The organism is Desulfosporosinus acididurans (assembly GCF_001029285.1).
Taxonomy (GTDB): Bacteria; Bacillota; Desulfitobacteriia; order Desulfitobacteriales; family Desulfitobacteriaceae; genus Desulfosporosinus; species Desulfosporosinus acididurans.
Genome location: NZ_LDZY01000001.1, coordinates 405497 through 430787 on the forward strand (window position 1 = coordinate 405497; position 25291 = coordinate 430787).

A 25291-nucleotide genomic window follows, 5' to 3' on the forward strand; every position below is an offset into this window, starting at 1 on the left:
AGTTATTTCTCACCTTGCATTTGCTTATCCTTCCTAAGCAAAAAAAGAACCTCGAATGAGGTTCAATTAACTAGGCGACGTTTTGCAAATACGTTCTCAACGTATCCCCGCTTAGACTTTCTTCTTCCTGCAAAATATCAGAAAGTTGTATTAAAATATCCTTTTTTTGGAGAATAATCTGCTTTGTACGATTTTCGAGTTCGGCGAGAATATCTTTGGTAACGGGTTGTCGTTGTTCGGCGCTCAATAAAGAAACGTCCGTCACTCCCAAAGGAGACATACCAGCTTGGAGCATTTTTTCCACGAGATTCAAGGCTTGTTCATAATCCCCTGCAGCTCCTGTACTCCGATTCCCCAGGCATTCCTCTTCAGCCAAAGCGCCGGCCAAAGCGACCATAATCTGTTCTTCCAGCATAGCCTGTGTATAAAGATAGAGATCATCCTTAGGATAATGACGAACATACCCCAAAGCGTTTCCTCTTGAACGTATTGATACCTGAGAAACTGAGTTTGGCCGAACTGATTCAGCCAGCATAGCATGTCCGCTTTCATGAATTGCAATGCGGCGCAGTTCTTCAGCCGTTGGTTTCCGGTCGAGCTTCTCACCGAGCATGACCTTTTCAACAGCCTCATGAAAATGTCGAGCTGTAATTTCCTTTGCCTGATCCCGCAGAGCAAAAATAGCAGCTTCATTAGTGACACTTTCCAAATGTGCCCCCGAAAAGCCAAAGGTTTCATGAGCAATCGCTTCCAAATCGACATCAAAAGCCAGAGGTTTGTTCTTGGTGTGAATTTCCAGAATCGCCACTCTTCCTTCTTTGTCAGGAAGATCGACTTTTACTTGACGGTCAAAACGTCCCGGCCGAAGTATTGCCGGATCCAATGCTTCCGGGCGATTCGTTGCCGCCATCACCAAAATATTTGGCCCTTGATCGGTCTTTAAACCATCCATTTCAATAAGCAGCTGATTTAACGTTTGATCATATTCATGATGAGAAACATTACTTCCCCGCTTGGCACCTAAAATATCCATTTCATCGATGAAAATAATAGCGCTGGACTTTTTCTCACGTTTTACCATTTCTCTCGCCCGCCGAAATAGACTTCGTACCCTTTCCGCACCGACACCTGCGTACATTTCCACAAACTCGCTGCCGGAAACCGATAGAAATGAAGAATCTGTATATTTAGCTGCGGCTTTCGCTAATAAGGTTTTTCCCGTCCCTGTCGGCCCTGATAATAAGATTCCTTTCAAAGGACGAATTCCCAAAGCTTTCATCCGATCGGAGTAACGAAGAAAATCCAGAGCCTCCTGAAGTTCCTTTTTAGCAATTGCTTGTCCGCCAATATCCTCAAAGTTAACCGTAGTGGAAGTAATAGTCTCCCCATTGCCAGTTTTCAGAACTTGACGCGAAATTACAAAAGTCCATAAAAAATACGCCGCCAGACATAACATGGCAATGGGCAAGACGTTATAACCCATAACCAGCAAAAAGGCAAAAATGCCCACTCCTAAACCAATAAGGATATCTCGTTTCACATAGTCCCCTCCTCATGAAGATAATGCTTGCTTTAACAATTCACCAATTCACATCTAAGGCCATTAATACAGTTAACTTAACTCCCTGCTTGGCAGAAACTGCCCTTGACCATTTCGTTCAATCACTTCAATCAGTTGGGCATTTCCTTGATCTAACACAATATAAATCGCATCACTGTCCATTTGCAATTGGACTTGAACGCCCGCTTTTTGAGCCAATGTTTGAATCCTTTGTTCCATCTCGGTAAAATTCCCACGGGTAATTCCTTCTTGAATTGCAAATTGCATTTGCTCAAATAACGTTGTCAAGGAAGCATTTCTATGATCTATAAAACGAATAGGTTCTTTGCCGACAATATTTTCCAAAGACAAGCTCACTTGACGCAAATTTGATATATATTTAGTCTCAACGTCTAACTCCGCTTGACCATTGACCTGGACAGTTTTAACTGACGTAATTCCGGATATTTTTTGACTTTGAGCTAAGACCGATGAATCTACCCACTGCTTTTGGTAAAGAACCTTCCCACCTAAGAGCAAGCCGAATATTATAATTCCAACAAGGCTAATCACTAATACTCGCTGTTTTGTCATACACGCATCGTCCTCCATATGCAATACTATTTGCTATATCATCATTATAGCATGCAGTATATCATATAGAAATTAAAGATTTATCCTGTCAAGGTAATTTGTGTTAAAATTCCCAATTGCTAAGGGAGAGCTTTCTTATACCGAAAGCTCTCCCTTAGCAATTTTTAATTAAATCTTAAAACCAGATATAATTATTTATGTAACAACTTACGAGATTTTAATAAATAATCGAGGCCCGAAATCACCGTAAAAAACACGGCGATATAGAGCAAAGGCTGACCGATGTGAAAACCTATTATTGAAAAGGGCCAATCATGGAGCAAAATAGCAGAAATAGCAACAACTTGAGTGATTGTTTTAATTTTACCAAGTTTACTGGCACTGATAACTACTCGATCCACTGCGGCGATAGCACGCAGACCTGTTACAGCAAATTCCCTGGCTAAAACAATCCAAGCCACCCAAGCATTAACTTGACCAAGTTCCACCAAAGACACCAAAGCAGCAGATACGAGGAGTTTATCAGCCAGCGGGTCCATAAACTTCCCCAGATTCGTAACTTGGTGACGTTTACGTGCAATATAGCCATCTAAACCATCCGTGGCGGAAGCTAAAATAAAAATAATCGCTGCCACCACTTCTTGATGAGGAAAAAGAGTCTGACCTTTAGGTACTTGGAGAAGCAGAAAGGCCATGAACACCGGTATTAAAATAATGCGTGCTAATGTTAATCGATTGGGTAAATTCATGAAGCAACCTCTCCTATTAAATCGTAACTATCTGCCTCAAGAATGCGAACTTTAATCATGTCCCCTACCTGAAGTGAAGTTCCTTTAGTCGTTCTGTTAATATAGACCTGGCCGTCAATTTCCGGAGCATCGCCTTCAGTTCTGCCCAACCAACGCCCGTCAGCAAGTTTCTGCTCCAGCAATACAGTCACAATCTTGTTAACCCATCGCTGTTGTCTCTGCCAGGATATCCTTTGCTGAATCTGCATCAGATGATCACGGCGCTGCTCGCGGACTTCAGGAGGAATTTGATCCTCTCTTTGGCCGGCAGGCGTATTTTCTTCCTGAGAATAAGCAAATACACCTAATCGATCAAACTGTACACGTTGAATAAATTCTGCCAGAGCTGTAAATTCTTCTTCAGTTTCTCCTGGGAATCCAGTAATCATCGTTGTCCGAAGCGTAAGATCCGGCATAGCCGACCGTAGTTTCTTAATTAGGGCTTCGGCCTGTTCGATGGTACCTTGCCGATTCATTTCTTTTAGAATTTTATTATTGGCATGTTGCAAGGGCAAATCAATGTATTTACATACTTTCGCCTCCTGACACATGGTTTCAATGAGTTCATCAGTGAAGCGTTCCGGGTAACAATACATGAGCCGAATCCATTCTATGCCCTCAATTTGAGCGAGTTGGCGAAGCAGTCGCGGAAGGGTTAATTTCCCCTCTAAGTCCTGTCCAAAACGAGTTGTATCCTGGGCCATGACCATTATTTCTTTAACACCTTGAGCAGCCATCTCTCGAACTTCACGAATTATCGATTCCTCTGATCGGCTGCGAAAGCGACCGCGTACATGGGGAATAACACAATACGTACAGTAATTGTCACAGCCTTCGGCAACTTTAACATAGGCTAAATAATCGGGAGTGGAGCGTTTTCTTGGCATTAAGTCATTATACAAGAAGTCAGGCGTCCCTTGTTTTACGAGATTGATTCGCTTTTCTTCAGCCGCCTGTACTATCGCCGCGATTTCATCAACATTTCCAGTTCCCAATACGCCATCAAGTTCTGGAATTTCCTGCATTAATTCGGAACCATATCGTTGAGCCAAGCAACCGGCTGCTATTAAGGTATGACATTGAGCAGTATCCTTATAATTTGCCATTTCAAATATTGTTTCAATCGATTCTTCTTTCGCCGATTCAATAAATGTACATGTATTAACGACTATGATATCCGCTGTTTGGGGATCATCTGTCAGTGTATAATTTTGGGCTAAAAAGCCTGTCATGATTTCACTGTCAACTTGATTTTTCGGACAGCCCAAAGTAACAACTGCAACTTTCTTTGTCAAGGTTACACCTCATATCACTGTTTTACCTTTCTTAGTATAAACCAACACCTCGACAAGGTCAAAAATTATTATCCATAATAACTTCTACCAATTTCCTAAGAAAAAAAGGGCCCAGTCAAATCTAAACTAATGCCCCTTTAGTATATTTAATTATTTAATATGGAATCATTTAGCTATTTAAATCTTTGCGTTCAGCAGTCGCTATATAAATGACATTTTCTCCAATGTTTGTAGCATGATCGGCGATTCTCTCCAAATATCGAGCGACAAACGTTAAGTGCATTCCCTGATCCAGGTTATTGGGTTCCTGGGTCATGATAATTAATAAATCCCGGACTACTTGGTTATAGAGATGATCAACTGCATCATCAAGTTCAGCAAGATTTTGAGCTAATACCATATCTTCACGACTATAAGCCTCTAAACCTTGGTTCATCATTTTCAGTGCTTCTTCAGCCATACAGGGTATGTCAATAAGAGGTTTACATAAAGGTCCTTCGATTCTGCGTACGATTTTAGCAATATCAATAGCTAAGTCCGCCATTCGTTCTAGATCCGTCGATATTTTCATCGCTGAAATGATTTTCCGTAAATCCTTGGCCACAGGCTGCTGCGTTGCAATCAAGAGTACGCACTCGTCATCCACCTGACGCTCATAGTCATTGACTTTTTGGTCCTCTGAGATCCAATATTCCGCCTGTGTTCGATCAAGAGAATATAGGGCCTTCATACTTCCTTGCAATATTCTTGTAACTTCCTCACCCATTTCTTTAAGTAAGGTGGTCAGAACCTGCTGACCTTCGTTAAGTGTCTGACGCATTAGTTTTCCTCCCTCATCATCCGAAACGCCCAGTAATATAATCTTCTGTCCTTTTGTCACGCGGATTAGTGAATATTTCTGAAGTTGGTCCATGCTCTACGAGTTCTCCGTTTAGAAAGAAGGCTGTTGTATCTGCAATCCGTGCGGCCTGTTGCATATTATGCGTTACTATGACGATGGTATACTCGGATTTGAGTTGACCAACTAATTCTTCGATACGCATGGTGGCAATAGGATCAAGGGCAGAAGCAGGTTCGTCCATAAGCAATACTGATGGCTCGACAGCTAAAGCCCGCGCAATACAAAGGCGCTGCTGTTGACCGCCGGACAAACTCATGCCTGAATAATTAAGACGGTCTTTTACTTCATCCCATAAAGCAGCCATACGCAAACTTTTCTCGGCGATGGTTTGCAAATTCTGCCTATTTCTCATTCCATTTAGTTTTACACCTGCTACAACATTTTCAAAGATAGTCATAGAAGGAAAAGGGTTTGGCTTTTGAAAAACCATCCCTACCGTTTTCCGCAAGGAAACAGGATCTTGACCATAGATGCTTTCTCCGTTGAGAATGATTTCCCCTTTAACTTTTGAACCTGGCAGCGTCTCATGCATGCGGTTAATACATCGAACAAAGGTTGATTTGCCGCAGCCGGATGGCCCGATAATTGCGGTAACCTGATTAGCTGCAATTTCCATGTTAATTCCTTTAAGAGTCTGATTAGTCCCATACCATGCTTCAAGCTGACGAATACTTAAACTCTGACCCATTTCTAACCCCTCCTAGTTACTCCTCGATCGAAAGGCAAAACGCGCAATCAAATTTAGACAAAGTATAATGGCAATTAAAACCAGAGACCCAGCCCAAGCTTGTCTGTGCCATTCATCATAAGGTGATGTGGCATAGGTATAAATTTGAACAGGTAATGAAGCAATAGGATCCTTAAAGAGAGAATGAGTCCAATATTGATTGCCTAGAGCTGTAAAAAGCAGCGGTGCAGTCTCTCCAGAAACACGAGCAACTGCCAGCATGGCACCTGTTATGATGCCCTTAGCCGCTGTCGGTAAAACAATATTCAGGATAATCCGCCGTTGAGAAATACCCAAGGCATAACCAGCTTCGCGTATAGCATGCGGCACTAATTTTAACATTTCTTCCGTTGATCGGATGACCAAGGGAATCATAATAACTGCTAAGGAGACTCCCCCCGCAAAGGCCGAAAAATGCTTTGTTTTAGCAACTATCGCCATACTGACAACAATCCCTATAATAATTGAAGGTATACCGGTTAAAACATCGGTGGTAAAACGCACTGTCGTGCTCAGCCAACTATAGCGATCGTATTCGGTCAAATATATGGCAACTAAAATTCCTATCGGAATCCCAATAATACTCGCTATAGCAATTAAAATTAGGGTCCCTGCTATGGCATTGGCCATTCCCCCGCCACTCATCCCCATGACCGCAGGCAGTTTGGTAAAGAAATCAAGATTTAAGGAAGTAATTCCATTTTTAATGACATAGCCGAGCAAGGCAAATAAGGGGACGAGTGCCACAAACGTTGCAACCGAAAAGAGCCCTAACATCAATTTATTAACAAAATTCCGTCTGGTATTGATCATACTAAATGTCCTCCCTTCGGTCCACGGGCAACTGACCATACTAAGAGACGAGCAAAAATATTAAGGAGCAGTGTTATACCGAAGAGAATAAGTCCAATCTCAATGCAAGAGCTTAAATATAAGCTATAAGTAGCTTCCGTAAATTCATTAGCAATTACGGCAGCCATGGAATAGGCCGAAGAGAACAATGATGACGATATTTTAGGCATATTTCCTATAACCATAGTTACAGCCATGGTCTCCCCAAGGGCACGTCCCAACCCTAACATTATGCTTCCCAAAATTCCCGACTTAGAATAGGACAGCACCGATAGGCGAATCATTTCCCATTTCGTAGCACCTAAGGCCAGGGCGGCTTCTCTATGGGCGGTAGGCACCGCCGCCATAACTTCTCGCGAAATGGAAGTAATTGTTGGCAAAATCATGATTGCCAGAATTATTCCTCCACCAAACATGTCAAAGCCTACCGGAGCGCCTTTAAACCACGGTATAAAGCCAAACCATTTCGTCAACCAGGGTTCCACAGATTGTCTCAGCACCGGCGCAAGTACAAAGATGCCCCATAACCCATAGACAACGCTTGGAATTGCCGCCAAGAGTTCAACCAAAAAAGCAACTACTTTGCGAATAGTTGAAGGAGCCATTTCATTTAAGAAAATTGCCACGCTGATACCAATAGGGGCGGCGATAATTAAAGCAACAACCGAAGTTACGATAGTTCCATAGATAAAAGGCAAGGCGCCGAAAATATGATGAACAGGGTCCCATACTCTGCTTGTAATAAAGGCCCAACCGAAATGCTGAATGCTCTCTTGCGAAGAGGAAAACATTTGCCATCCTATCCATATCATCAAAATCACGACCAGGATAGCCATCAGCAAGGTGACATAACGTAGGACTTTGTCTCCCATCGATTCATATAAGCGATTATTATCTGTACTCACTGCCCGCATCCTTCCATCATTTTATCTAACAGAGGAAATAGCCCAGCGTCTTGCTGAGCTTTCCCTCTTACTATATAGTGGTTTGGTATCCTATTTTTAATAATTTCTTTAAAGTTCTCATTGTTTTCATCTCTACTTGAAATTATTTCAAGAGCGGTTGTCCGCCAGAAGTAACTGTCTTCAGCATTGCAGTTTCACGTGCTGTCAAGTTGTCCGGCAATGGTACATAAGAAAGGCTGGGTGCAAGTTTTTGGCCATCGTGCAACGCCCAGTTAAGGAAATTAACCATGGCGGTTCCTTTTGCTTTATCCGTTTGATTTTGATAAATAAGGGCCCATGAGAATCCGGAGATCGGATAAGCTGCAGCGCCAGGTCCATTGACAATATTCACGCGCATATCATCCGGAACTTGGAAAGAAGCAGCATCTGCAGAGGCACCTTCTAGCGAAGGCAATACCCATTTCCCGTCCTTGTTAAACATATAAGCGTAGGGAATTTTGTTTTGCAGCGCATATGCTAATTCAATGTACCCAATAGCACCCGAAGTGCTTTTTACTGCTCCGGCAACACCGGGATTTCCTTTGGCGCCAAGAGCTTTCCCTGTTGGATTTGGCCAGTTGACGGATGTCCCGCTGCCAACTTGACTATTCCAATCTGGGCTGATAGCACTTAAATAATGTGTAAAAATTGAAGTTGTTCCGCTGCCTTCAGAACGGTGGATCGGTATGATGGCTAAGTCGGGGAATTTCACATCCGGGTTGTCCTTAGCAAGGGCAGGATCATTCCAGTTTTTAATTTTACCAAAATAGATATTGGCTAAATTTTCAGGACTAATTTTAATATGTTCAGGTATCCCCGGAACATTATAGGAAAGTGTAACAGCACCTAAAGCGACGGGTAATTGAAGAACTTTACCACCTTGAGCTTTACTCAGTTGATCGTCTGTCATGAAGGCATCTGTTGCTCCAAAGTCAATTGTTTGATCCGACAGATGTTGGATTCCGAAGCCGCTTCCACCGCCTTGATAGTTGATGGTCACATTAGAATGGTTTTTTTGATATTCAGCGACTTGTTGCATTAAAAGTGGCTGTACGAAAGTACTTCCGGCACCTGTTAATGTGACTGCTGCGTCAGATGTTTGTTGGGTTCCTGATGAGGATTGCGTTTGATTTTGGCTGCCGCACCCCACTAAAGAAATTGCCAGAACTCCTGTCAAAACTGCGGTTAGAATTCTACCTGTCTTACGAATCACTAACTTTTCCTCCTTTTAATTCTTTGAATATAGCTTAATATATCCAAAAACTTGATTTATCCCTCCGAACTGGTTTGATTATAACAAACGATTGTAATGTTAAAACGAATAGAACGTTAAGTTAATGTTAACTTTTTAATGGAATATCATTCACGCAAACCCTTGGTAATGTTTATCCAGTTTTGGTCTACCCAACATCTAAACCTAGATAAGGAAAAATCAGGGTTAACACGATGAGGTTATAGGTTCTTGTTAACCTTTTGCAAATAATATGGTAATATATGATAATGATTAACTCCGTAATCATTGGCCTGATTAATTCTATTTAATCCAAGAAGAGGTGTACAGTGTGTTTGAGCAAACCATTAATCCAATCGACACTTGCGGTTGTGGGGATACGGGATATTTAACCACCCGAAAAATCCCGATTGACTTAGCCCATGGTGTCGGATACATAGAAAATGTTCCTGTCTATCATTGTCGTTCCAACTCTTGTTCTGAGTTTGCCCTACCCCCTGAAGTTTCCAGACGTCTCGAAGATATTGCCGAACAAATGGAAGCAGACCATTCCACTCAAGTGGTTTATACATGGAGAACCACTCAAGAAGAAAGCGCTCCCCCTCTTCAAAAAGCCTATCAGCAAACCCAAGTGGAGTCATTTACCCTGCAATTTATAGGGCGGGAGTATACAGACGCTCGAGTTGCTTTTGTCGTACCTGGCCAGGCCGTATTTTTCCAAAGCACGCTCGAAGACTCTGAATATTTCCTTTTACGCTACGACGCCAAACCATCTTCCGAGGGTATATGGTTTGACTTTTTGAAATTTTATTATGATGAACAACCGGACCTCACTTATGAAGCATTTTCGGCCTGGTCTGAAGAGGGATATTTAAAAGAACTGGGCAGTATCACTCTTGACGAAGTGGAGGATACTCTTCAGGATGAATTTGGAGAATTAACCTAAAAAGCGGTGTGAGCAACTTGCTTACACCGCTTTTTAGAGGTCTTCCTGGAATTTTCAATTAATCCTCAAATCACTTTCTTTGACCTTTCTCCTTTGGCGAACTCTTACCTGCTTTTGAATTCGTCAGACTTTTATGACTAAGCTCTTTACTTTGCTTGGGCTTCATACCGGATCGCCTTGTTGGTTTCCTGCCAGACCTTTCCGATTTCCCCGAGCCCGTACGCGATTCCTTATGGGGCTTAATTAGGCATTGCGGACCGTATCCAATGAGATCTTCACGGTGAGCTCGCCGTAGAGCCTCTTCTACTAAGTCATAATTTTTCGGATTCCTATACTGAATTAAAGCCCTTTGCATCGCTTTCTCATGCATACTGCGAGGTACATACACCATTTCCATCGTACGAGGATCTATTCCCGTATAATACATACACGTTGAAAGCGTTCCAGGCGTCGGAATAAAGTCCTGGACTTGTTCAGGATTGACGCCCATATCTCTTACATATTCCGCTAATTCTATAGCCTCTTTCAAAGTACTGCCCGGATGAGAAGACATTAAGTAAGGAACAAGGTATTGCTTTTTCCCTAGGAGTTTGTTTTCTTCTTTAAATCGCTGAACGAATTTCTCAAAAACCTTTTTACCCGGTTTTCCCATATAACGCAGAACTTCGTCACTAACATGCTCGGGGGCAACCTTCAATTGACCGGAAACATGATGTTCACAAAGCTCGCGTATAAATTCGGTATTTTTATCCGCTAAGACCGCATCATAACGAATGCCTGATCGAACAAACACTTTTTTAACTCTGGGGAGATTTCGTAAACGCCGCAATAGGCCTAAATATTCTGCATGATCTATTTCGAGATTCTTACAAGGCGAAGGAAATAGACATTGTTTATGAGAACATGTACCCTTAGTCAGTTGCTTTTGACAGGATGGACGCCGAAAATTAGCCGTTGGCCCACCCACATCATGAATATATCCTTTAAATCGGCTGCTCCAAGTCATCTGCTCAGCCTCGCGCAGAATAGATTCAGGACTTCTGCTTTGAATGATTCGTCCTTGATGGAAAGTCAAAGCGCAAAAGGAACAGGCCCCGTAACATCCGCGTACACTGGTCAGGCTAAATTCTACTTCTTCAATGGCCGGAACTCCGCCTTTGTCTTCATAAGATGGATGAAAGGTTCCCATAAAAGGCAGAGCATAAACAGCATCCATTTCAGCTTGGCTTAAAGGCAGTGAGGGCTGATTTTGCAGCACGGCTTTACGATTATGAACTTGCAGCATCGGTTTGCCTCGAAAAGGATCATGTTGATTATACTGAACCCAAAATGCCTCTGCATATTTTTTCTTGTCAGCAAGTACCTCTTCATAGCTTGGAAGCACCAAAACATCTTTGCTGGTATTCTCAAGACTGTAAGGCACCATGGTGCCCCTGACATCTGTGATTTGCGTGATCAGCTCTCCACCCTTAAGTCGTTCAGCAACCTCAACTATAGGTTTCTCTCCCATTCCGAAGACCAATAGATCAGCTTGACTATCAATAAGAATCGAACGTCGAACTTCATTGCTCCAATAATCGTAATGAGCAAAACGCCTCAGTGAAGCTTCGATTCCCCCAATGATCACCGGAACACCCGGAAGCGCTTCCCGCACTCTATTCGAATATACAATCGTGGCGTGATCCGGCCGCAGCCCCTCCTCCCCCCCAGGAGAATAGACATCCTTATGCCGTTTCTTCTTAGCGGCTGTATAGTGGTTAACCATAGAATCAAGGTTTCCGCCTGTAACCAGACAAGCTAAACGGGGTTTCCCCATAACCCGAAAGGCTTGAAGATCTTTCCAATCGGGCTGGGCCAAGATCCCTATACGGAAACCTTGATTTTCCAAAACACGAGCAATAACGGCAATTCCAAAACTCGGATGATCCACATAGGCATCTCCGGTAATAAATAGGAAATCAAGTTCGGTCCAACCACGAGCTTCCATGTCTGATCGATTTATGGGCAAAAAATTTCTCAAACGCATATTCTCACCTTTCTTGAAAAAAGAAAAGAGGGGCCACCGGGCCACCCCCTCTATCTATCTGTAATTGACAAATTGCAGCTCGATGCCAAAGTCCTCTTTTTTAAGAAGAGCAATGGCTGCTTGCAAATCGTCTTTATTTTTTCCCGATATTCTGATTTCATCACCTTGAATAGAACTTACCACCTTAATCTTACTATCTTTAAGAACTTTATTGATCAGCTTAGCCTTATCCTGAGCAATCCCCTGTACCATTTTAACTTCTTGCCGAAGGGTATTCCCGGCAGCTGGTTGAGGTTTTCCGTAATCTAAAGCTTTTAATGAAATTCCCCGTTTAACAAGCTTACTTTCCAAAATGTCCACAACATTTTTTAATTTAAAATCATCATCGGACACTAAAATAATTTTTTCGTCTTCCAGCGTTATGGATGATTTACTGTTCTTAAAGTCAAACCTTTGAGAAAGTTCCCTCTGAGCTTGTTGAACAGCATTGGACACTTCGGGTAAATTCACCTTTGAAACAATATCGAATGAAGAATCTTTAGCCAACCTGACGTCTCCTCTCAATCCTTTAAAGCGTTTTCAAAGTTTCTGGAGTAAAGATCACATTACGAATAACTTGACCGGAACTCCCTAAACTCGGCAACGCTTTTCCATTTAAGGTTACATTTAATCCTCCGGCATTTCCGACTGTAACAAGTTCGATTTTATTACTCCCTTTGACAACCTTCGTAGTCCCTGCAGGAAAAGTTCCCTGAAACACAGGTTGGCCATCAGCTTGCACAACTACCCAACAAGACTGTTTAAACTCCAATTGCGCGGTTAAGCCATCCTGGGTTGCTGCTAAATCAGAAGGGGAAGTACTTGAGGCCTGAGAATTATTCTGGTCATTTGGGGTATTATTTTTACTATTACTTTGAGTGTTATTCTGTTTAGGTGATGCTGCCTCAGCCTGGGAAGGTGCGCTTGGAAGCACCGACGGGGAATAAGCAGAATTCGAAGGCTTTTCAGGTGTATTATGACTCCATTCAGCAACTCCGACTACGATGCCGATAGCTAGAACAGCCATAATCCCTGCTGCTAAAGGCCTAACCCAGTTAGGACTTTTCTTTAGAGGGATATGATCGGGAGTTTCAAGAATCTTTACCGTTTCTTTTACCTCAGGACTATTATTATAGAGTTGTATAATCTCATCCGGGTTTAAACCTAAGTGCTTTGCATAAGTACGTAAATATCCTTTAACATAAGTCGTTCCTGGAAGTATCCCATAATTTTCTTCTTCAAGCGCCTGGATATAACGAACTCGAATTTTAGTGGTGTCTTCGGTAAATCTTAGACTCCATTGTTTCTCCTCACGTGCGGCTCGGAGCATTTGTCCTTCTCCTGCCATTGAGACCCCCCCTTATTATGTTAGCTTAAATCGAAGGCAGAAAAGCTCATTGCTATATCCTCGCATCGAATGTCGTCATCGTCATGATGACGTATTTCAATGATAAAATCAAAATCGATCTTCAAACGGCCATCTCTCAGCAGAACATCCGGGTGTTCGATAATTTTCACTGTCGGCATTTCCAAAACATTTTTAAGTAAGGACCAATGAGCATCGTTTCCTCGAGTGGTGCTCGTAATCCCATCTATGAGAAATATGCTATTTGTTGACTCTCCAAGTAATAACTCTGTGCGTATGGTTTGCCGAATGATTGTTGAGGATAATAAAATCCATCGTTTGTTGGCATAAACACAGGCAGCTATGGCTGCTTCAGTTTTCCCTACCCTCGGCATTCCACGAATACCAATGATTCGATTTCCGCCCTCAAGTAAAGTATCTCCTAAAAAGTCAACCAGCACTCCTAATTCTTCACGAACAAACCGATATGTCGGAGGATTAATTTCAGCCATGTCTAATCTCTTGCCATGGCGTAAAGCTATCCGGTCCAATAAGGTAGGTTTTCGAAATGCTGTCACTTTGATAGCTGCAACTTGCAGCAAGGCTTCCTGCAAGGTCCTTATTTTAGTATCCGAATGAGCTTCCAAAAGAAGTCCTCGTCGGGTTTGGCCTATGCTTGTGACCGCCAGAATATTAAGATCCAGCATACCAATCAAGGTGGTCACAGCTCCTAATAAACCCGGCTTATTTTGCTGAATGTCGTATTCCAGATAAAGTAAACTCTCGATTTGTGTCGGCCACCTTTTCATCAAGATACCGTTCCAACTCCCTTAACGCTTTAGCAGGCTCACTATAATCTATAAAATAATTATATTCTGCGTTTGGTTGATTGGGATACGCATAAAGTTTGTCATAATACTCAACCAAAAGACGTTCAGTGAAGATTTCCAAATGGTCTGCTTCTAAAAGGGAACGCAATTCCCGCACTTTAACATGACCAAGAGTTTTTACCAATCTCTCTAAAGCGGCACCGATCTCTTCAAGGGCATTCGGCACTGATGTATACTCCCGTATTAATCGTTGAACACGATTTGGCAAACTATCACACTGCAATAATTGAGTCCCCTGCTGCATTGCCGAGAAAAACGTGGTCGGTATAGTTACCCTCCCAATACGTTTACTTTCACATTCTACAATGACATAAGGGAAACTCCTCAATAAATTTAATTCTTCGTAAAGCAGCCCTTCAAATTTTTTCTGAGAGGGCGACTTTCCTAAACCCAAGGCACCAAAAACAGAACCTCGGTTATTCGCTAATTTCTCGAGGTCAATCGCTGGATATCCTTCCGAACGCAACTTTCCCAGAAGCTCCGTTTTACCAACGCCCGTATTGCCACGGAGCACAACAACCTTAACAGGAAGCGGATTATTAAAGTATTCAACCACTAGATTACGGTAAGCTTTAAAACCCCCTTGCAATCGGTAAATCGGAATACCCATTAATTCAGAAACGGTAGCAACCGCCTTACTTCGCATGCCTCCACGCCAGCAAAAAAGCACCACGGGACCTGACTTAGACAGTTCCTCAACTTTTTTGACAAGTTCCGGCAACTTCGGACTAGCGATATTTAAACCAAGCTCACGAGCTATAGCTGGTGATGACTGAGTATAAATTGTCCCAATTTCAGCACGTTCCTGATTATTAAAAAGTGGGAGATTTACAGAACCCGGGATCGTTGCTTCTTCAAATTCACCCTCCGAGCGTACATCAATTAAAACAGGGCGATTTAAAGATTTCAATTCACTAACATGTATCTCTTTTAGCATAAGTATTCCTTTACTATCTTATCAAATATCATTTTACATCTTATCATAAAGCTTAATAAAATTTTATGCAACTAATATACAGTTTCGCTTTTTACACAATTTCATTGTTCAATGAACCGTACTTTAACTCAAATTGTCCTCTGGTCATCAATACTTCGCGGGGTTTAGAACCCTCATAGCCTCCAACAACCCCTTTTTCCTCCAAGAGATCCATAAGGCGTGCCGCACGAGTATAGCCAATTCGTAAACGTCGCTGCAATAGGGAAACTGAAGCAGTTCCGCTTTCGATAAAAAGTTGAGCTGCCTGATAAAATAATTCGTCTTCCATCTCATCCTTTGCTGTGCTCCCAATATCCACATTAGGGATCTCCTGATATTCTGGTTTTGCTTGATTTTGCAGAAACTCCACAACATTTTCCACATCTTTGTCACCTAAATAACAGCCCTGGACACGTATGGGTTTACTCGCACCCATTGGATAGTATAACATATCACCGCGCCCCATAAGTTTCTCCGCCCCATTCAAATCCAAGATTGTTCTCGAATCTGTTTGAGAAGAAACAGAAAAGGCAATTCGCGAAGGGATATTTGCTTTGATGAGTCCCGTAATAACATCAACAGAAGGTCTCTGAGTTGCCACAACCAAATGAATTCCAGCCGCACGAGCCATTTGAGCCAGACGGCAAATAGCGTCCTCAACATCTCCCGGTGCAACCATCATTAAATCTGCCAGTTCGTCGATAATGACGACGACATAAGGTAAAGGCGGATGCTCATTATTTTTTTCCTGTGCTCGCAAAAAATTATACCGAACAATGTCTCTCACACCCGACGCAGCAAATAATTCATAGCGAGTTTCCATTTCGGTCACAATCCATTTCAATGCTCCTGCAGCTTTGCGAGAATCTGTGACAACAGGGGCAATTAAATGAGGAATGCCGTTATAGTTAGCTAGTTCGACCATTTTTGGATCAACGAGTAAAAACTTCACTTCATCCGGACGAGCTTTAAAAAGAATGCTGTGAATCAATGTATTGATACACACGGACTTACCGGATCCCGTTGCTCCGGCAATCAAGAGATGCGGCATCTTAGTTAAATCTGCTATTACTGGTGCTCCAGTAATATCTTTACCCAAGCATAAGATCAGCTTATTGCTTGACCCCTGAAATTCAGGAGTTTCTAAAACTTCACGAAAATGTACCATAGCAATTTCTTTATTGGGCACTTCTATCCCTACCACTGATTTGCCGGGGATAGGAGCCTCAATACGAACGTCAGCAGAAGCCAAACTTAAAGCAATATCATCCGCCAAGTTGGTTATTTTGCTGACTTTCACCCCTGGAGCAGGCTGAGCTTCATAACGCGTAATAGCAGGACCTTGAGTCACTTGGGTCACTTTGACCTTTACCCCAAAATTAGCAAGAGTTTCCTCAAGTATTCGGACATTATCCGTTAAATCTTTGTTTAACCTAGGGTTTTTAACTTTCAAGGATTTATGCAGCAAGGAAACTTGCGGAAGTTGAAAATTTCCGTCTTCATGAGTCTGCCGAGAGATAGGCGTACTGGTCACTTTGCCCGGCGCTGGCGGTTCGGAAGTTACTCCGCTTAGTGTTTTCTCAAAACCTAATTGCCCTTTGGGAAGAGACCCAGAAGAACTCTTAGTTATCCCTTCTCGGAGATTTTGACTCGTATTTTCATTAGGATCATCAAGAGTTTTGATAACCAATGGCCGTTCAACAATATCCGGGTCAAGAACAGGCGGCCGTGAAGATGAAGATTTCTTGAGGTTTTTGGGTGCCTTATGAACACCGGGATTCTTTTCTTCACTTGTTTCAGCCTCTTTGTCAACGTCAGGATTTTTCAATACTTCCTTAAAATCCTCCATGTGTTGTTTCATCCATACTCCGGATTCTTTCCCCATCTGACCTATTTCTTGCACTCCTTTTATAAGAGAGCGATTTGTGATCAGCAAAGCTCCAATAATTGCAAACATAATTAAAACAACGTAACTTCCGGGAATTCCGACTGTCTCCTTTAATATAAAGGCTATTACCGCACCAATAAGTCCTCCGCCATGTCCAAGCTGGCCCTCATGAAAAATATCAGATCGGGAAAAAGCTTCAATTCCCGGCAGCTGAAGGTGAAGAATCCCGATAAAGACAAGCCAGAGAATAATCATTCCTTCGATTTTTGTGCCTAAACGCGGCGTTTGTTTGTTCATGTAAGAAATACCCCAAATTCCTAGCATGACCGGAATGCCGATTCGTCCTCCTCCAGCTAACATAGTCAAAAAATAACTAATTTCACCGCCAACAACACCGCTTCTCTTCGAATAGAGAGCTACAAGCCCTAAACAAGCCATGCCGACCACAATAACTCCAATGACTTCTCTGCGAATCGTCTCAGCCATCGTGGCGGCCCTCATATCGACCTTTTTATTTAATTTGCGGCGTCCTCTTTTTTTCGCCACACACCAATCCCCCAAACATTTTAATCTAATCTTTTTTAATCCACATTTAATTCCACATACTTAAGGCGTTTTCCTTTTTTGAATCAATTGACATTTATCAAGCTTACTCGCCTTACTCTCCATTGGAGCTTCGGTGGCGAAAGCGACTAGCCCATAACAAATTCTATCGCGCTGAAGGATGGACTTAAAAAGCCAGTGATACTCATCACGTCAATTTGATGGGTATCACTGGCCCAGTCTAAATCTAATATTTAAAGTTTAACGCAGCTTTAATACTATAGCAGCTGGTCTGAGGAGCTTATCAAATCATTCAGTTCTTTGAAAGCCTCTCGAACCCCTCCAACCGCTTGAATCAACCCTGCTTTGACAGCTTCTTCGCCAATTAATATTGTTCCGATATCCTGTGCTAACTCTCCTGTTTGAAACATAAGCCGCTCCAATTTTTCTTTACTAATATTTGAATGTGAATATATGAACTGATCTATTCTCTCTTGCATTTTTTTCAAATAGTCAAACTGCTGGTGACCATTTATTACTAAACCTGTATAGCGAATAGGATGAACGGTCATTGTGCCTGTCGGTGCGATAAGGCTTTTGGTACAACTTACAGCGATAGGAATACCAATACTGTGACCACCGCCAAGGACTAAAGAAACAGATGGCTTACTTAAACTAGTGAGCATTTCGGCAATTGCCAGCCCAGCCTCCACATCACCGCCGGCCGTATTGAGAATAACTAATATACCTTCGATTTTAGGGTTTTGCTCAACTGCCAGAAGCTGAGGAATAATATGTTCATATTTTGTCGTTTTAGATTGTGCTGGCAATATTTGATGACCTTCAATTTGACCAATAATTGTCAAACAAAATATTCTTTCGGAAACTTCAGGAATTTCAACCTGTCCTAACTCTTTAATAGAGTTTGTTGACTCGTCAAGCTTAATCTCTTCTTCTTCAGATCCAGATAAAGATGATTTATTAGAAAACACTGATTGTTTTACCCCCTTACTTTCGAAAACCTCAACTCACTGCAGAAACATCAAATTAATCAATCGTTAACAGGTTCTCTTTTAGTATGGAAGATTCGAGCATAAATAATACAAATGTAGGTTATCTAAAGGCGCTTAGATAATTAGAATGTTGATTCTCTAGCTTTAATTTTCATGATATACGAACAGACATTCACTGTTCTTCCTTTGATCATATTTTGCAGCCTGAGACGGAAAAATTCTGAACTTCAGTCTTGACAGGAAGGGTAATTTCCCTGAATGCAGAATATATTTGTATTAATACTATATGCATGTTGCAAATAGCCGAGGTGAGTATATATGGATAACGAGAAGGTAAAGGAGCTTGAATTGACACTATCTATGGAGCGTTTCATTCAAGCGGAATTACTTCTTCTTTTAAAACAAAAACCTTCTCATGGGTACGAATTAATTCAGCGCCTAGATGATAGTGAATTTAAGAGTGCTGAAGTTGACGCAGCTACAGTTTACCGAAATTTAAGACGTATGGACAAGGAAGGAATGATAAAATCCCAATGGGAAGTCGGCGAATCTGGTCCAGGCAGGAGACTTTATAAGCTAACAACGCAGGGAGAAGAGTATTTAATTGTCTGGACGCAGTACATTGTTCGGCAAAAGATAAAGTTAGAGAACTTCTTAGAGGCTTATCTTAGATTTAATCAGTGATAGGTGGTGGCAACAAACGTGGTTCAAAAGACTCTTAAAATTATTCATGCGGGTGCTTTGCAGATCGTTATGGAAAAGTGTCAAGAACATTTCTTACCAAACTACCCAGATCTCCAAATTGAGCTGACAGGAGTTGGCTCAAGAGAAGGAGCAAAACGTTTACTCACTGGAGAAAAATACGACATCATCGCACTTGCAGATCAAGCCTTATTTGCAGAATTACTTGTGCCCAACCTCGTAAATAATTACTTTATATTTGCGTCGGACCAAATTGTCTTAGGCAGCCACGAAGAATCTAAAGGAAACAAAGAAATTACTTCTGAAAATTGGACCGAAGTGTTACTGAAACCCCAAGTCAGTTTTGCTCGTTCCGACCATCGTCTTGACCCCTGTGGTTATCGAACTCTAATGGTATGGCAATTAGCTGAGAGATTCTATGACAGACCCGGCTTATATTCAACTTTAGAAGCTGCATGTATCCCTTATTCAATCTATCCTAAATCAATTGACCTGTCTCAGGCCTTATTAAATGGTCAAGTAGATTATGCATTTCTTTATTCCTCGGAGGTTAGACATTTAGGTCTTCCGTTTATTCCTCTGGCGCCAAAAATTAATTTATCAAATCCTGCTTATGCCAAATTTTATGATCAAGCTTCAGTCAGCCTTGAGAGTAAGATCCCTGGCACAAATATTATAATCCACGGCAGCCCTATAGAATTTGCCATTGGCATAGCAAAGGATAGTTTCCAATCTGACATTGCTCAATCGTTTGTTGATTTTCTTACGGGAGAGGAGGGCGCTGCGATTCTCGAGGAATGTGGGTTAACTCCATGCTAAACCGATTAATCGCTGGAATAACTCAATAACCATCTTTTGACGTTCTCGAAACGAAAAAGTTTCTTCTCTAGCGTACTTTAAATTCCTTTCTAATTATTTATTGACTATAGTAATTAGGAGGTAAAGCCATGGAAACAAGAAAAGAACATGAGATTAACCAGTCATTGGAAACGCCCGAAGTTGTCAGTCTCTTTGAAATCGCAAGAACTTTTCTTCACATAGGTCTTGTGTCTTATAGTCTGGCAGCTCTAGGTGAAGCAAAGAAAGCTTTAGTCGATAAAAAATACTGGCTGACTGATGAGGAATACTTGAATGGTTTAGCTCTGTCGCAGCTTTTACCGGGAGCACCTACCGTAAACCTCAACACTTACATTGGTTACTTCATTAGGGGGTTTCCCGGTGCCTTAGCAGCTAGTATCTTTTTTGTAATTCCTTGTTTTGTTTTAATGGTACTTCTTGCCCACCTGTATTTAAACTATAACAATGTTCCTGTGGTATCCTCGTTGTTCAAAGGAGTAGGTGCTTTAGTTGTAGGTCTTGTCTTAAACACTATTCTTGATTTATGGAAAAAAGGGGTGAACACCCCACAGTTAACGATCCTAGCTGTCGGCGGTTTTACCTTGGTGTATTTTTTAAAGGTAAATATTATTACCCTTCTCATAACAGCTGGGATAGTAAGTCTGATCTTTACTTTTTTAACAGTAAAGTGTTCTGGCTGGAAAACTATTATGGATAAAAAATTCTGGGTTCCTAAGAAATCCTCACCAAAAACAGTTTCGGCGATTAAATTTGAATTCAGCAAGAAAAAGTACCTGGTAACGCTAATTATGCTTGGCATACTGATGTTTATCAATTTTGCTATTAATTTTAGCAATCCTCTCTATAAAAATCTGGGAAATTCCTTGTTTGGAATCGGAGGACTGACCTTCGGAAGCGGCTACGCAATGTTACCTTTTATACAAAATACCATGGTTAATCAATATCACTTTGTAACCGACAAAGAATTCGGAGTAGCCTTAGCCCTGAGTTTACTAACGCCTGGACCGGTAACCGTAATTTCCGCCTTTATCGGATATAAAGCAGCAGGCATATTTGGGGCGGCGCTCGCTATGGCAAACATGTATCTGCCTTCGTTCGCTGTTGTAAATATTATTTCCGACCTCTATAACCGAGCTGGTCAAGTTGACAAGGTAAAAATGATCATCAGCGGCGTTGTAGCAGCGTTCATTGGGACGCTATGGGCAACCATTTACAAATTGACTGGCAGTTCATTGGTCGATTTACCTGCTTGTGGGATGGCCTTAGCAGCTTTTTCTGTCCAGCGCTTTACCAAAATTGATACACTATGGATAATTATTGCTGGGGCATTACTCTCTATAGTTATTTTCTAATATCGACTCTTTCAAAACAGCAGCCCTCCTCATTTATTACGTGAATGAGGAGGGCTGAACTCTTATCAATTTTAGATGTGAACTCGTATGGGAACCACTCCCACTTGTAGAAATTGGAGTCTACGATTGGATAAAATTCTGTTAGAGTAGATTATTATCTTTCAGTAAGATTCAACTTAAAGAAATTTAGAAACCTCGAAGCAGCATGAGATAAATACCGTCCTCTTTTCCATGTTAATGCCAATTCAAGATACAGTTGTGAATCTGTTAGTGGCCGGGATATAACAATCTCTGGATCAAGATCCTGACATATTTTACTGGGTAACAAGGCGACACCTAGCCCAGCAGTCACCATTTGGATCATGAGTTCACGCTGCGAAGTTTCAAAAGCTACTTGAGGTATAAAACCGGACAGTTTACACCTGTCCAGAATGATATCATGAAGCTTATAGTCGCTATTGTAAATAATGAGCTGCTCCCCTTGAAGATTTTCATAGCCAATCATATTATGACACGCTAACCAATGAGTTGGGTTCATAACCACACTATGTGGATCTCGCTCAAACCAAATCCATTCAAAGAGATCACTGTCTTCAGGTGTGAAAATACCGAAGTCCAGTAAACCTTCTTGCAGCGATGCTTCAATCTTTTTGGGTCCATATTCATAAAGTTGGATTTCAATTCTAGGGTAATGATGTTTAAATGCACCCAAAACGTGCGAAAACGTTGTCACAGCAGTGATATGAGGCAAACCAATGTGAACTTTTCCTATTTCTTGTTTTTCAAGGCCTTCAAGCTGAACATGTATATTTCTAAAAGAGGCCACAATTTGTTGCGCTTGATCAAGAATCGCCTTCCCAGTATCGGTCAGTTCAACATATTTCGTACTTCGATAGAACAACGTTTTTCCCAGCTCAGTTTCTAAATCCTTTATTGCCTTACTGATTGTGGGCTGAGAAATATGAGTTACTTCAGCGGCTTTACTGAAACTCTTATGCCTGGAAACCTCAAGAAAATATTCCAAATGTCTTATTTCCATCGTTACACCTAACATTTATTCTAAAATTCGATACACTCTATGCCAAATGGGTATTTTACGAATGGGCCAATACATTTTATAACTAAATAATAAAGATCCTGATATTAAATCTAAAATAAGGAGTTTTTAATGTGCAAGAACATCATCCCATCAAGCATCTGGCCCCATCTTGGTTTGCCGTAATTATGGGTACCGGTGGATTAGCTAACATTCTCTTTCAATGGCAAAACGCTTTTCCTGTGGGAAACCTTCTAGGTATACTCTTTGCTACTGTTGCAGACCTTCTTTATTTCGTAGTTTTAGTCCCGTGGGTTATTCGTTGGCTATGTTTTTTTGATTATGCTTACCGCGACCTAAATCACCTTCACACCGGCAATTTCTTCGTGACCATGCCTGTGGCGACAACCATTCTGGGAACTAATATTTATCTTATCTGGAGCCATTATCTTAATCAATCTATAGTTTATCATCTTATTCTCGGCCTGTGGATTATTTCGATGATTGGCGTAAGTTTTTTTACCTTTTATTCGACGTTTTTGATTATACGACTTAAAGAAACTCCGAGTCCGGACGTCATTAACTTTTCTTGGATTATGGCACCTATTGCTAATATGGCTGTTTTATTGATCGGGAACCCGGTTCTCGAACTGACAATTAAAATTCAGCCGACATGGAGTCTATCCTTCCTGATCATTAATACAGCCCTATTTGGTATTGGCTTTTTCCTTTTCATATTTATTAGTGCCATAGTTTTTGTCCGACTAGCTCATCATCCACTCCCCCCAGCAGATAAAATCCCATCCTTCGGTATTTTCATCAGTGCAATCGGACTAGCCGTAAGTGCAATTATCGATATTACGAAAAATGCACATTCATTAGGATTATTAGCATCAACAGATTTTTCAAATCTGATCTCTGTCGCTGTCTGGGGATTCGGAATCTGGATTGTTGGTATCATTGTGATGATTAGTATTTATCAAATTAGAAATGGAGGAATTCCCTTTACTATGGGATGGTGGGCCTTCATCTTTCCCTTAGCTTCTTATACAATCGCAAGTCAAAAAGTTGCAAGGATATTTATATCCCCTCTTACGGTTGGCTATTCTGAATTCCTAACGATCCTCTTAATCCTTCTTTGGGTGTATACCTTCAGTAATACTGTTAGAGGAGTATTAAGCGGGAAGGTTTTCATCGGGCCTAGAATTCAATCAAGATGCGATCGAATTTTGTAACATAACTAAACTAATTAATTTTAAGCATCGTGGAATATTCCTTATGTTAAAGATACTCCATTGCATTCTCCTCATCGTGGAATATTCCTTATGTTAAAGATACTCCATTGCATTCTCCTGCAGTGTGGATCCTTAACTTCCGTGTTCGTGTATACGATAAGCACGAAAGCCTCCAGTGGAGGGTTTCGCCGAGCCACCAACCCTAGAGATTCACTTCGTGGCGAAGTACGAGCTTTTCGCCACATTGCGTCATGAAACACAGATAGACTGCCAATTTGGCAGTCTATCGCTTGTTCACCTGGCGATGACCTACTTCCCCAGGAGCCTGCGCCCCAAGTATTATCGGCCCTGGAACGAAAGGCGGATGAGCCTTTCGCCACACTGTGTCCCCATGCGCATACTCCTGCAGTGTGGATCCTTAACTTCCGTGTTCGTGTATACGAAAAGCACGAAAGCCTCCGGTGGAGGGTTTCGCCGAGCCACCAACCCCAGAGAATCACTTCGTGGCGAAGTACGAGCTTTTCGCCACGCTGCGTCCCGATACGCATTCTCCTGCAGCGTGACGAAAACCGGACGAGGTTTTCGCCACATTGCGACTTGTGACGCATTCTCCTGCAATGTGGACCCGAACGGGTGGAGCCCCGGTAGCTATCTTTCATTTTTTCATTTTTTTCATAAAACACAGATAGACTGCCAATATGGCAGTCTATCGCTTGTTACCTGGCGATGACCTACTTTCCCAGGGGCCTGCGCCCCAAGTATTATCGGCCCTGGAGGTCTTAACTTCCGTGTTCGGTATGGAAACGGGTGGAACCCCTCCGGCATGATCACCAGATCTCTGAGATTCAGTTGTCCTTTTCGAACTCTGTTCTCTCAAAACTACATAGAGTCTCTTTCTAGCTTCGTCTTTTCGGAACCATTTGAGCCACGTTCCCTTTGCTAACGTATCTTTTTAGGTCAAGCCCTCGACCGATTAGTACCGGTCAGCTCCACACCTCACGGTGCTTCCACATCCGGCCTATCAACCTGATCTTCCTTCAGGGGTCTTACCGAGCTTTCACTCGTGGGAAATCTCATCTTGAGGCCGGTTTCGCGCTTAGATGCTTTCAGCGCTTATCCGATCCGAATATAGCCACCCAGCTGTGCCTCTGGCGAGACAACTGGTACACCAGTGATTCGTCCATCCCGGTCCTCTCGTACTAGGGACAGATCCTCTCAAATTTCCTGCGCCTGCGACGGATAGGGACCGAACTGTCTCACGACGTTCTGAACCCAGCTCACGTACCGCTTTAATGGGCGAACAGCCCAACCCTTGGGACCTACTACAGCCCCAGGATGCGATGAGCCGACATCGAGGTGCCAAACCTCCCCGTCGATATGGACTCTTGGGGGAGATAAGCCTGTTATCCCCAGGGTAGCTTTTATCCGTTGAGCGATGGCCCTTCCACTCGGTACCACCGGATCACTAAGCCCGACTTTCGTCCCTGCTCGACTTGTGGGTCTCGCAGTCAAGCTCCCTTTTGCCTTTACACTCTGCGCGCGATTTCCAACCGCGCTGAGGGAACCTTTG

The 25291-nt window shown here is 42.2% G+C and carries 22 protein-coding genes and 2 rRNA genes; 5 read left to right on the forward strand and 19 right to left on the reverse strand.

The genetic code is table 11. The annotated features are described in order from the left end of the window. Positions 1 to 70: 70 nt before the first annotated feature. The 9 genes from DEAC_RS01935 to pstS all read right to left on the reverse strand — a co-directional run bounded on the left by DEAC_RS01935 (position 71) and on the right by pstS (position 8854). On the reverse strand, positions 71 to 1540 hold the full coding sequence (locus DEAC_RS01935; RefSeq protein WP_047808321.1) for an AAA family ATPase: 1470 nt from the start codon (positions 1538 to 1540) through the stop codon (positions 71 to 73). Positions 1541 to 1612: 72 nt separating this feature from the next. Then, positions 1613 to 2134, reverse strand: coding sequence for a hypothetical protein (locus DEAC_RS01940; protein WP_047808322.1), 522 nt, complete (start codon positions 2132 to 2134; stop codon positions 1613 to 1615). Between the two features lie 191 nt (positions 2135 to 2325). Further along, positions 2326 to 2883: a CDP-diacylglycerol--glycerol-3-phosphate 3-phosphatidyltransferase gene (gene pgsA, locus DEAC_RS01945; RefSeq protein ID WP_047808323.1), complete on the reverse strand. Its 558-nt coding sequence runs from the start codon at positions 2881 to 2883 to the stop codon at positions 2326 to 2328. Further along, positions 2880 to 4217, reverse strand: coding sequence for a 30S ribosomal protein S12 methylthiotransferase RimO (gene rimO / locus DEAC_RS01950; RefSeq protein WP_047808324.1), 1338 nt, complete (start codon positions 4215 to 4217; stop codon positions 2880 to 2882). The genes pgsA and rimO overlap by 4 nt, the downstream gene beginning before the upstream one ends. Before the next feature lie 169 nt (positions 4218 to 4386). Then, positions 4387 to 5037, reverse strand: coding sequence for a phosphate signaling complex protein PhoU (phoU, locus tag DEAC_RS01955; protein WP_047808325.1), 651 nt, complete (start codon positions 5035 to 5037; stop codon positions 4387 to 4389). Between the two features lie 16 nt (positions 5038 to 5053). Continuing rightward, complete coding sequence (pstB, locus tag DEAC_RS01960; RefSeq protein WP_047808326.1) at positions 5054 to 5806, reverse strand: phosphate ABC transporter ATP-binding protein PstB; 753 nt, start codon at positions 5804 to 5806, stop codon at positions 5054 to 5056. 12 nt (positions 5807 to 5818) lie between these two features. After that, positions 5819 to 6658, reverse strand: a complete 840-nt coding sequence (gene pstA, locus DEAC_RS01965) for a phosphate ABC transporter permease PstA (RefSeq protein WP_047808327.1) — start codon at positions 6656 to 6658, stop codon at positions 5819 to 5821. Further along, entirely contained in the window at positions 6655 to 7602 is a 948-nt protein-coding gene (pstC, locus tag DEAC_RS01970) for a phosphate ABC transporter permease subunit PstC (protein WP_083995810.1), read from the reverse strand. The genes pstA and pstC overlap by 4 nt, the downstream gene beginning before the upstream one ends. A gap of 142 nt (positions 7603 to 7744) precedes the next feature. Next, complete coding sequence (gene pstS / locus DEAC_RS01975; RefSeq protein WP_047808329.1) at positions 7745 to 8854, reverse strand: phosphate ABC transporter substrate-binding protein PstS; 1110 nt, start codon at positions 8852 to 8854, stop codon at positions 7745 to 7747. Positions 8855 to 9203: 349 nt separating this feature from the next. Between pstS and DEAC_RS01980 the strand changes: the two genes are divergently transcribed. Next, positions 9204 to 9818 (forward strand): hypothetical protein, encoded by a 615-nt coding sequence (locus tag DEAC_RS01980; RefSeq protein ID WP_053006255.1) that lies wholly within the window; start codon positions 9204 to 9206, stop codon positions 9816 to 9818. Between the two features lie 70 nt (positions 9819 to 9888). Here the strand turns inward: DEAC_RS01980 and DEAC_RS01985 are convergent, their stop codons facing one another. From DEAC_RS01985 to DEAC_RS02015, 7 genes are all read right to left on the reverse strand, one after another. Next, positions 9889 to 11844, reverse strand: coding sequence for a YgiQ family radical SAM protein (locus DEAC_RS01985; RefSeq protein WP_047808331.1), 1956 nt, complete (start codon positions 11842 to 11844; stop codon positions 9889 to 9891). Positions 11845 to 11898: 54 nt separating this feature from the next. Next, positions 11899 to 12390, reverse strand: a complete 492-nt coding sequence (locus DEAC_RS01990) for a YajQ family cyclic di-GMP-binding protein (protein ID WP_047808332.1) — start codon at positions 12388 to 12390, stop codon at positions 11899 to 11901. 22 nt (positions 12391 to 12412) lie between these two features. Next, positions 12413 to 13231, reverse strand: a complete 819-nt coding sequence (locus DEAC_RS01995) for a helix-turn-helix domain-containing protein (RefSeq protein ID WP_047808333.1) — start codon at positions 13229 to 13231, stop codon at positions 12413 to 12415. A 20-nt stretch (positions 13232 to 13251) separates the two neighbouring features. Continuing rightward, a complete protein-coding gene (locus DEAC_RS02000) occupies positions 13252 to 14037 on the reverse strand; it encodes a DUF3388 domain-containing protein (RefSeq protein WP_047808334.1) in 786 nt (261 codons plus the stop codon). Next, positions 13973 to 15055: a tRNA 2-selenouridine(34) synthase MnmH gene (gene mnmH, locus DEAC_RS02005; RefSeq protein WP_047808335.1), complete on the reverse strand. Its 1083-nt coding sequence runs from the start codon at positions 15053 to 15055 to the stop codon at positions 13973 to 13975. Before mnmH ends, DEAC_RS02000 begins: the two co-directional genes overlap by 65 nt. A gap of 91 nt (positions 15056 to 15146) precedes the next feature. Then, a complete protein-coding gene (locus DEAC_RS02010; RefSeq protein WP_152671340.1) occupies positions 15147 to 17483 on the reverse strand; it encodes an FtsK/SpoIIIE family DNA translocase in 2337 nt (778 codons plus the stop codon). A 320-nt stretch (positions 17484 to 17803) separates the two neighbouring features. After that, positions 17804 to 18517, reverse strand: coding sequence for a ClpP family protease (locus DEAC_RS02015; protein WP_047808337.1), 714 nt, complete (start codon positions 18515 to 18517; stop codon positions 17804 to 17806). A gap of 339 nt (positions 18518 to 18856) precedes the next feature. Here DEAC_RS02015 and DEAC_RS02020 point away from each other — a divergent pair, with 339 nt between their 5' ends. The 3 genes from DEAC_RS02020 (at position 18857) to chrA (ending at position 21450) form a co-directional block, all read left to right on the forward strand. Continuing rightward, the gene (locus tag DEAC_RS02020; RefSeq protein WP_047808338.1) at positions 18857 to 19222 is read left to right on the forward strand and encodes a helix-turn-helix transcriptional regulator; all 366 of its coding nucleotides are present in this window, start codon (positions 18857 to 18859) and stop codon (positions 19220 to 19222) included. A gap of 18 nt (positions 19223 to 19240) precedes the next feature. After that, positions 19241 to 20059 carry an extracellular solute-binding protein gene (locus DEAC_RS02025; protein ID WP_053006256.1) on the forward strand — a complete coding sequence of 273 codons (819 nt, stop codon included), beginning with the start codon at positions 19241 to 19243 and terminating at the stop codon, positions 20057 to 20059. Between the two features lie 128 nt (positions 20060 to 20187). Then, a complete protein-coding gene (gene chrA / locus DEAC_RS02030) occupies positions 20188 to 21450 on the forward strand; it encodes a chromate efflux transporter (protein WP_047808339.1) in 1263 nt (420 codons plus the stop codon). Positions 21451 to 21604: 154 nt separating this feature from the next. On the opposite strand, the gene DEAC_RS02035 is transcribed toward chrA, so the two are convergent. Beyond that, positions 21605 to 22489: a LysR family transcriptional regulator gene (locus DEAC_RS02035; protein WP_047808340.1), complete on the reverse strand. Its 885-nt coding sequence runs from the start codon at positions 22487 to 22489 to the stop codon at positions 21605 to 21607. A 131-nt stretch (positions 22490 to 22620) separates the two neighbouring features. On the opposite strand from DEAC_RS02035, the gene DEAC_RS02040 reads away from it, so the two are divergent. Then, positions 22621 to 23721: a TDT family transporter gene (locus DEAC_RS02040; protein ID WP_047808341.1), complete on the forward strand. Its 1101-nt coding sequence runs from the start codon at positions 22621 to 22623 to the stop codon at positions 23719 to 23721. 718 nt (positions 23722 to 24439) lie between these two features. On the opposite strand, the gene rrf is transcribed toward DEAC_RS02040, so the two are convergent. Both rrf and DEAC_RS02050 read right to left on the reverse strand, forming a co-directional pair. Then, a 5S ribosomal RNA gene (gene rrf, locus DEAC_RS02045) occupies positions 24440 to 24556 on the reverse strand. Between the two features lie 118 nt (positions 24557 to 24674). Further along, positions 24675 to 25291, reverse strand: a 23S ribosomal RNA gene (locus tag DEAC_RS02050); the annotation flags it as partial.